The following is a 7,932-nucleotide window of genomic DNA, read 5'->3' as shown; positions in this document are numbered from 1 at the left end:
AGCAATGGGACACGGAGAAGCCTCTGATGAGGCCCCGGTGGCCCATCCCGATCAAACACCTGCCCTTCAGCCTGCTGAATAAGGAGCCCTGACATGGCTTTCATGAAACGCCACGAAACGATTGAGCGCCACTCACTTCTCCTCACTGTCGGCATACTGATCGTTGTCTCCATCGGCGGCCTGGTTGAGATCGCCCCGCTGTTCTACCTCGAGAACACGATCGAGAAAGTGAAGGGCATGCGCCCCTACACACCGCTCGAACTCAAGGGCCGCAACATCTACATCCGGGAGGGCTGCTATGTTTGCCACTCACAGATGGTGCGCCCCTTGCGTGACGAAGTGGAGCGGTATGGGCACTATTCGCTTGCTGCAGAAAGCATGTACGACCATCCCTTCCAATGGGGGTCCAAGCGGACCGGGCCAGACCTCGCCCGTGTCGGCGGAAAGTATTCCGATGCCTGGCATCTCGACCACCTGATCGAACCCAGATCAGTCGTGCCAGACTCGATCATGCCGCCCTATGCCTTTCTCGCGAAGAAAAAGCTGCAGTTCGAAGACATCGGAGATGACCTCAAGGCGCTTCGGCTCGCCGGCGTCCCCTATACAGACGATATGATCGCTAACGCCAGGGCCGACCTTGTGGCCCAGGCATCACCCGATACCGACTATGATGCCGAAGATGCGCTCATTGCGCGTTACGAAGCGGCGGCGGAGCGCGAAGGCACATTGCGGATCGCGGATTTTGACCTGAACCAGTCTCAAATCACCGAGATGGATGCCCTGATCGCTTACCTCCAGATGACAGGGACGCTGGTCGATTTCTCGACCTATGAAGCCAACGACCTCAGCAACCGGCGCTAGGGAGAAAACCATGTACGAAACGCTCTCAAGCTTTGCGCAGACGTGGGGCCTCGGCCTGTTTGTCCTAATGTTCCTCGTCGCGCTCATCTACGCTCTCTGGCCTGGCAACAGCGACACATTCCGCAACGCTGCGCACCAACCTCTCGTCGACAAGGAACCCTCCGATGACTGACGACAAGCCTGAAGTTGACCAGGTCTCCGGTGTCGAGACGACGGGCCATACCTGGGACGGCATCAAGGAACTCAACAATCCGCTGCCTCGCTGGTGGCTCTACATATTCTACGCAACGGTGGTCTGGGCGGTCGTCTACATGATCTTCATGCCCGCCATTCCAGCCCTGCCGGGAATGGGCATGACCAATACGCCCGGCCTGCGCGGACACTCTGACCGCGCGCTCGTTGCCGAGGAAGTAAGCAAGCTCAATGTCCAAAGGGCTGCCGGTTCGGCGCAATTGCTGGACGCGTCACTTCAGCAGATCGAAACGGACATGAACCTCCAGCAGTTCGCGCTCGCGATGGGCGAGAGCGCCTTTGGCGACAATTGCGCGACCTGTCACGGGGCCGGCGGCCGCGGCGCAAAGGGCTATCCGATGCTCGCCGATGACATCTGGCTCTGGGATGGGACCCTTGACGGGATCGAGACAACGCTTCGCCACGGCATCCGGCATATGGAAGACCCGGATACGCGGCTGAGCGCGATGCCGGCCTTCGGCCGGGACGGGCTGCTGACCGCCCCGGAAATCGACGACCTCGTCCAGTATGTCGTAAAGGCCTCCGGGCGGGACGCGAATATGGCCGCCGTCAACCGCGCGGCACCAGTCTTTGCCCAGCAATGCGTCTCCTGTCACGGCGCCGACGCCAAGGGTAACCGCACCCTCGGCGCACCGAACCTGACCGACGGCGAATGGTTGTTCGGAGGTGAACCCCGCGACATCCAGCAGTCCATCTACAATGCCCGCAATGCGCATATGCCCGCTTGGCAGGGCCGGCTTGATGACGCGACGATCAAGGCCCTTGCCGTCTACGTTCACTCCCTTGGCGGGGGCGAAAAGTGACAAAGGTCACGCTGATCTCTTCGGGGGACACAGAGGCGCCGAGACCGGAGCGTCCGGACACTCTCTATGAGAAGCGCAATCAGATCTATCCCAAGCTGGCCCACGGCAAGTTTCGGCTGGTGAAATGGATCGTGATGGCCGCCACCCTCAGCGTCTACTACCTGATACCCTGGATCCGCTGGCCGCGTGGTGATGGCATCCCGGACCAGGCTGTTCTGGCTGATTTCGATGGAGAGAAATTCTACTTCTTCTTTCTGGAGATCTGGCCGCAGGAGATTTATTTCCTCGGCGGGCTGATCATTCTCGCAGCCCTCAGCCTGTTCCTCGTGACATCGCTGTTCGGGCGGGTGTGGTGCGGATACACCTGCCCCCAAACAGTCTGGACCGATCTCTACATCTGGGTTGAACGTGCTTTCGAAGGCGACCGCGCAGCGCGGATGCGCCTCGACAAGGCGCCGATGAGCTTCAACAAGGCGTGGCGCAAAGGCAGCAAGCACGCCGTCTGGCTCCTGATCGCATTCCTGACGGGCGGCGCCTTCATTCTCTACTGGCATGACGCACCGACCATTGCCCGCACCTGGTTTACCGGCGAAGCTCCGCTCACTGCCTATTTTTTCGCGGGCATCCTCACCTTCACAACGTATATGCTCGCCGGAACGATGCGCGAACAGGTCTGCACCTATCTGTGCCCCTGGCCCCGCATCCAGGGCGCACTTACCGATGAGCATGCACTCAACGTCACCTACCGGTATGACCGCGGGGAACCGCGCGCGCCTCACCGCAAGGACGAAAGCTGGGAAGGCCGCGGTGACTGCATCGACTGCAAACAGTGTGTGCAGGTCTGCCCCATGGGGATCGACATTCGCGACGGCGCCCAGCTCGAGTGCATCCACTGCGCTCTTTGCATTGATGCTTGTGACGACATCATGCGCAAGGTCGGCCGCCCGACCGGACTGATAGCCTATGACACCGACAGGGCTGTAAGTCTTCGGGCCACAGGGGCCAAGCCTCACTACACGCTGGTCCGCACCCGGACGGTACTTTACGCAGTTATGATCAGCCTGATAAGTGCGCTCATCCTGTGGGGCTATGCGGCGAAGTCGACTTACGAGTTCAACGTGCTGAAAGATCGTTCGCCGCCATTCATCCGGCTTTCCGATGGCCGCATTCGCAATGGGTACACATTGAAACTGGTCAACAAGTCGACGACGACGCAGGCAGTCGAAGTCAAGGTCACGGGTCTTGGCGATGCCGAGTTCGAGATTATCGGAGTTGGAACAGCGACTGCCGCGGGAAGCCTCAGGCTGACATCGGAAGCTCACGGTGTGGATCGTTACCGGCTACTGGTCACAGTTCCGGCAGGCGACACGGCGGACCGCGACAGTCTCGTCGTTGAGATCAAGGATACCGACACCGGCGAAAAGGTTTCTGCCGGCGCTCCGTTCAGCAGAGGAGACCGCTGATGTCTGTCCATAGCGCTTCACCGGAAGTTCACGGCGCAAAGGGCCAGCTCAAAGCCTGGCATGCCCTTGCCTGGTTCCTCGGCTTCTTCGGTTTCATGTTCGTCGTGAACGGCATCTTCCTTTGGACGGCAATCACGACCTTCCCCGGCGAGGATGTCGAGAAGTCCTACCTGACAGGCCTCGACTACAATCAGGAAATCTCACGGCGTGATCGTCAGACGAACGAAGGCTGGAATGCCGAGATCGGACTGGTGGCCGCGGCCTCACAGCTGGAAATCCGTATCCGGATGACCAGACGGGACGGATCGGCCCTGCCAGCCTCGGCCACGACCTTATTGATGCGCCACCCAGCCGACCGGGCGCTCGATCGAACCCTGGAACTCGTGCCTCAGGGCGGTGGAGAATATTCTGCTCCGGTGACAGGTCTTGCGCCCGGAACCTGGACCGTTCAGCTGACCGCTGATGTCGACCCGCAGACAGAAGGCAGCGAATTCAAAGCCGTGCGGGACCTGCGGGTCCCATGAACACCCTCGCAGCTGATCCCGTCGGCTGCCCGGGTGGCCCGGCGCCGCCGAGCCACACCGATGCTGGCGATCCAGCCCCCTTCGTGCGCCGCGTGGGCAAGGAAAACCGGCTCTCGCTATCGGTTCGCGGGGCGAAGTGCGGGGCATGTCTGTCGCGCATAGAGAGCGCTGTAGCGGCTTTGCCGGGCGTGACCAGTGCGCGGTTGAACCTGTCGTCCGGCCGGCTGGATGTGAGCTGGTCTGGTGAATTGCCCGCTGTGCGCATATCCGACGCGGTCGCCAGTATCGGATACGGCGCCGCGCCGCTCGGCACGAATGCCAGCGACACCGCGCACAAGAAGGAAGAGCAATCACTGCTTCTGGCAATGGGTGTGGCTGGCTTTGCGACCGCCAACATCATGCTTCTGTCAGTGTCCGTCTGGGGCGGGCACGGCGAAATGGGCGAAGCGACCCGGCAAGGTCTGCACGCAGTCTCCGGCATCATTGCCCTGCCGACTTTGCTCTTCTCCGGCCGCCCGTTCTTCAGCTCTGCATGGAGTGTCCTGCAGCGCCGGCAAACAAACATGGACGTGCCGATCTCGCTGGCGCTCGTTCTTGCCTTCAGCGTCAGCGTCACCGAAACCATCCGCGGCGGCGAACACGCCTATTTTGACGCCGCGTGCATGCTGCTTTTCTTCCTTCTCATCGGCCGGTTCCTGGACGCCCGCGTGCGGCGGCGCGCTTACTCGGCCGCGCGCGATCTGGCGGCGTTAGCCAGCCGGACAGTCACGCGCATAAGCGAAGGTGGCACCTATGCGTCCGTTCGCTCCGAGGAAATCCTCCCTGGCGACCGCATACTCCTCGCGCCGGGAGAACGCGCCGTGGTCAACATGCTGATCGAGACCGGCGCTTCAGAAGTCGACGAAAGTCTGGTCACGGGTGAAAGCCTCCCGCGCTTTTCCGAGCCGGGCATGCACTTGATGGCCGGTTCAATCAACCTGTCCCAACCACTCACAGGCAAGGCGACCGCGGCCTCCTCCGACTCCCTCCTGTCTGACATCAGCCGTATGCTGGAAGCGGGCGAGCAGAAGCGCTCCGCCTATCGCCGTATCGCCGACCGGGCCGTCTCCCTCTATGTGCCAGTGGTACATTCGACAGCGTTGCTGACCTTCCTCGGCTGGTGGCTTTCGGGTCTCGGCCTGCGCGAATCCATCCTGATCGCCGTTTCCACCCTGATCATCACCTGCCCCTGCGCGCTCGCGCTCGCAGCACCTGTCGTTCAGGTCGTGGCGGCAGGACGTCTTTTCCGCGGCGGAGCGTATCTCAAATCCGGAGATGCACTCGAACGCATTGCCGCATGCGACCACATCATCTTTGATAAGACCGGAACGCTGACGCTGGGCACACCCCGCCTGCTTGCCGAGAACCTCCCGGCCGGCCTCATTGATCACGCGGCGCAATTGGCCAGGGCCAGTCGTCATCCGCTGTCGCGAGCGCTCACGATTGCCGCAGGGCCGGGGCCGATCGCCGCAAAGGTCCAGGAACACCCGGGGCTCGGTCTCGAAGGCAACGTCAACGGAACCGGCTGCCGCCTCGGTTCGGCGCAATGGGCGGGCGCCAACGCAACCGGACACAAAGGCGCGACCCTGTTCTTTGCGCGCGGCAACGATGTGCCTGTAGAACTTCGTTTCGAGGACGACCTACAGTCGGACGCAGCCAGCACAATCGCACGGCTGCGTAAACTTGGCCTCGGCGTCGAGATCGTGTCTGGTGACCGCGCGGAGGCGGTCGCCGAGGTCGCGCGCTCACTTGGTGTGCCGCAATGGACAGCCGCTGCGAGTCCGCAGGAAAAGGTCCAACGGCTGGAGCAGTTGCAAACTGAAGGCAGGCAGGTCTTGATGGTCGGCGACGGCCTCAACGACGCTGGCGCCCTGGCCCTGGCACATGCGTCGGCAGCGCCGGGCGGAGCGCTGGATATCAGCCAATCTGCTTCGGACGCTGTCTATTCCGGCGGACTTGCCGCCTTGCCGCTGCTTGTTCGCACCGCCAGAAAGGCACGCTTGGTGATGTTACAGAACTTTGCATTTGCAGCAGCCTACAATCTCGTCGCCGTGCCGATCGCCGTACTCGGCCATGCAACACCGCTAGTGGCGGCAATTGCCATGTCCGGCTCATCCATTATCGTGTGCCTCAATGCCCTCAGGCTTAACATTGCTGCGGAGAAACCTGCATGAGCGGCCTCGTCTTGCTGATACCGGTAGCGCTTGCGATGGGCTTCGCCGGCCTCGCCGCATTCATCTGGGCCGTAAGGGCTGGGCAGTTTGACGACCCGGACGGCGCGGCGACAAGGATCCTGATTTCACCAGATCTTCCTTTGGCGGAAAAACCCGACTGAGATCAGGCGGCAGCGATCGACGCACCGCCGGACGTCAACGGCGCCACTTCCGCGCGGTTTCGGCCATTTTGTTTGGCGCCCCAGATTGGCGTGTCCGCGCGCTCCAGCGCTGGCAGGATGTCGATATCGGCAAATCCTGGCTCGCTTATTCCGGCACTGATCGTGATGCTGAATATACCCGCCTTGCCGGCAAAGGACAGCGCGCCGATCGCATCTTGAAGACGATGGGCAGGGATTGTCGCCCGCCAAGGCTCGGTTTCAGTCAGCACGGGCGCAAACGCCTCGCCGCCAGGGCGCCCGAGAAGGTCTTCATCCCGGATCGTCTTGGTGACCCACCGAACAAGCCGCGTCAGCACCTCATCGCCCACACCATGCCCGTGAACGGCGTTCACGGGCATGGTGTGGCAATGTAGAGCATTATGGTTGTGAGCGGCTTTGGTATGACGGCTGGCGCGCAGTACTTCCCGCTCGGCAAAACGAGGGACTTCCCGGCGGTTGAGCGCTTTGGTGAGCGGATCGGTCATCGCCATGTCGCACAGATCGCACTTGTCATGCCCGGCCCCGATCAGATCACGCAAGGCACTCGGCGGCGACCCCGACGGCGCCAACCTGTCGCTCTGCGCAACGCTCCGGATGCGGGACCGCGGCGAGGCGCTCCCGGCGGGCCTGATACTCAGCTACGCTGCCCTTGGTACCGAACCTCGCCCGTCCCACAACCGGTATGTTGGCCCACCCTACATGCCAGGCGCTGACGAAATGGCCGCGTTCAGGATGCACTCCCTGGGTGCGGCCTCTGCGGAAAATCCATACGCGCGCCCACTGCTTGCCAATCTGGCAGGCCTGCCGCCCATCCATCTCTGCATCGCCGAGTGCGACATCCTGCCCGACGAGAACCTCAAACTCGCAGGGCGTCTCGTCAGCGCCGGTGTCGAAGTATCGTCGACTGTTTATCCGGGTGACACGCACAGCTTCCTGGAAGCCGTCAGCGTGGCCGATTGCGCAGATCGCGTCTTGCAGGACGCGTCCGACTGGGTGTCACGGATCTTCGCGGCCTGGCGTGGTTACTGGCATTGCCTACCGCCCTGGCCCCGGCACGGTTGCGCAAGGCGCTCCGTACATTGCACCCTGGTCGACGCAGAAAAATTCCCAGGCGCCGGGCGCCTTCGGCTTGTCCCCTACATTGTCACCCACATAAGCCACGATCTCCACGTCCTCGAACCCCTGCACCGCCAAGATCGCCGGCACGAGCGCGAACCGCGCATCCTTTTCGCCTGGCGCCGTCGGATAGGCGCGCGTCAACAGGACGCGAAAATCCTCACCCCGGTGCAGGCCGATGGCGGAAAGATTCTTTTCAGTGGCAAGCTGCTCGGTATCGGTCCGGTTGGTGACGAACGCAACGTGCCCGCCGGCGGCGTTGACGGCATCAATGAACTCGTCCGCTCCCGGAACAAGCGTCGCCTGCTCTTCCTGCGTCCAGGCATGCCAGCTCTCAGGCGTATATCCTTCGCCGAGAGCTTCCCGGGAAATCTGGTAGTCGACGTTGCTGAGCACTGTTTCGTCGAGATCAAGCACAACCGCCCAGCTTTTCTCCGGGCGGCTGGCGGCAATCGTTCCGGCATAGGCGGTTGCTTCGGCAAACACTTCCCTGGCCTCTT

General features: G+C 62.1%; 9 protein-coding genes and 1 pseudogene. 8 read left to right on the top strand and 2 right to left on the bottom strand.

Annotated elements, in window-relative coordinates; genetic code table 11:
* The first annotated feature begins 93 nt into the window (after nucleotides 1–93).
* The 7 genes from ccoO to ccoS are packed head-to-tail and all read left to right on the top strand — an operon-like array spanning nucleotide 94 to nucleotide 6,277.
* Nucleotides 94–861, top strand: a complete 768-nt coding sequence (gene ccoO / locus WEA77_RS01860; RefSeq protein WP_368066173.1) for a cytochrome-c oxidase, cbb3-type subunit II — start codon at nucleotides 94–96, stop codon at nucleotides 859–861.
* A 10-nt stretch (nucleotides 862–871) separates the two neighbouring features.
* Nucleotides 872–1,033: a cbb3-type cytochrome c oxidase subunit 3 gene (locus WEA77_RS01855; protein ID WP_368066172.1), complete on the top strand. Its 162-nt coding sequence runs from the start codon at nucleotides 872–874 to the stop codon at nucleotides 1,031–1,033.
* Nucleotides 1,026–1,916 (top strand): cytochrome-c oxidase, cbb3-type subunit III, encoded by an 891-nt coding sequence (ccoP, locus tag WEA77_RS01850; RefSeq protein WP_368066171.1) that lies wholly within the window; start codon nucleotides 1,026–1,028, stop codon nucleotides 1,914–1,916. Before WEA77_RS01855 ends, ccoP begins: the two co-directional genes overlap by 8 nt.
* Nucleotides 1,913–3,379 carry a cytochrome c oxidase accessory protein CcoG gene (gene ccoG, locus WEA77_RS01845; protein ID WP_368066170.1) on the top strand — a complete coding sequence of 489 codons (1,467 nt, stop codon included), beginning with the start codon at nucleotides 1,913–1,915 and terminating at the stop codon, nucleotides 3,377–3,379. Before ccoP ends, ccoG begins: the two co-directional genes overlap by 4 nt.
* Nucleotides 3,379–3,903, top strand: coding sequence for a FixH family protein (locus tag WEA77_RS01840; RefSeq protein ID WP_368066169.1), 525 nt, complete (start codon nucleotides 3,379–3,381; stop codon nucleotides 3,901–3,903). Before ccoG ends, WEA77_RS01840 begins: the two co-directional genes overlap by 1 nt.
* The gene (locus WEA77_RS01835; protein WP_368066168.1) at nucleotides 3,900–6,116 is read left to right on the top strand and encodes a heavy metal translocating P-type ATPase; all 2,217 of its coding nucleotides are present in this window, start codon (nucleotides 3,900–3,902) and stop codon (nucleotides 6,114–6,116) included. Before WEA77_RS01840 ends, WEA77_RS01835 begins: the two co-directional genes overlap by 4 nt.
* Nucleotides 6,113–6,277 carry a cbb3-type cytochrome oxidase assembly protein CcoS gene (gene ccoS, locus WEA77_RS01830; RefSeq protein ID WP_368066167.1) on the top strand — a complete coding sequence of 55 codons (165 nt, stop codon included), beginning with the start codon at nucleotides 6,113–6,115 and terminating at the stop codon, nucleotides 6,275–6,277. The genes WEA77_RS01835 and ccoS overlap by 4 nt, the downstream gene beginning before the upstream one ends.
* A gap of 2 nt (nucleotides 6,278–6,279) precedes the next feature.
* Here ccoS and WEA77_RS01825 read toward each other — a convergent pair whose 3' ends face one another.
* Nucleotides 6,280–6,855 carry a GGDEF domain-containing protein gene (locus WEA77_RS01825; RefSeq protein WP_368066166.1) on the bottom strand — a complete coding sequence of 192 codons (576 nt, stop codon included), beginning with the start codon at nucleotides 6,853–6,855 and terminating at the stop codon, nucleotides 6,280–6,282.
* On the opposite strand from WEA77_RS01825, the pseudogene WEA77_RS01820 reads away from it, so the two are divergent.
* Nucleotides 6,806–7,192 (top strand): annotated as a pseudogene (locus WEA77_RS01820) (alpha/beta hydrolase fold domain-containing protein); the annotation flags it as partial. The gene WEA77_RS01825 and the pseudogene WEA77_RS01820 sit on opposite strands and share 50 nt — an antisense overlap.
* Before the next feature lie 159 nt (nucleotides 7,193–7,351).
* Here the strand turns inward: WEA77_RS01820 and WEA77_RS01815 are convergent.
* Nucleotides 7,352–7,932, bottom strand: a 581-nt coding sequence (locus tag WEA77_RS01815; RefSeq protein WP_368066165.1) for an HAD family acid phosphatase, incomplete at its 5' end; no start/stop codon positions are given.

The sequence above is a fragment of the Hyphomonas sp. genome (assembly GCF_040882205.1).
Classification (GTDB): Bacteria; Pseudomonadota; Alphaproteobacteria; order Caulobacterales; family Hyphomonadaceae; genus Hyphomonas.
The sequence above is the reverse complement of the archived record's forward strand: the minus strand, read 5'-3'. Positions and strand labels throughout refer to the sequence as shown.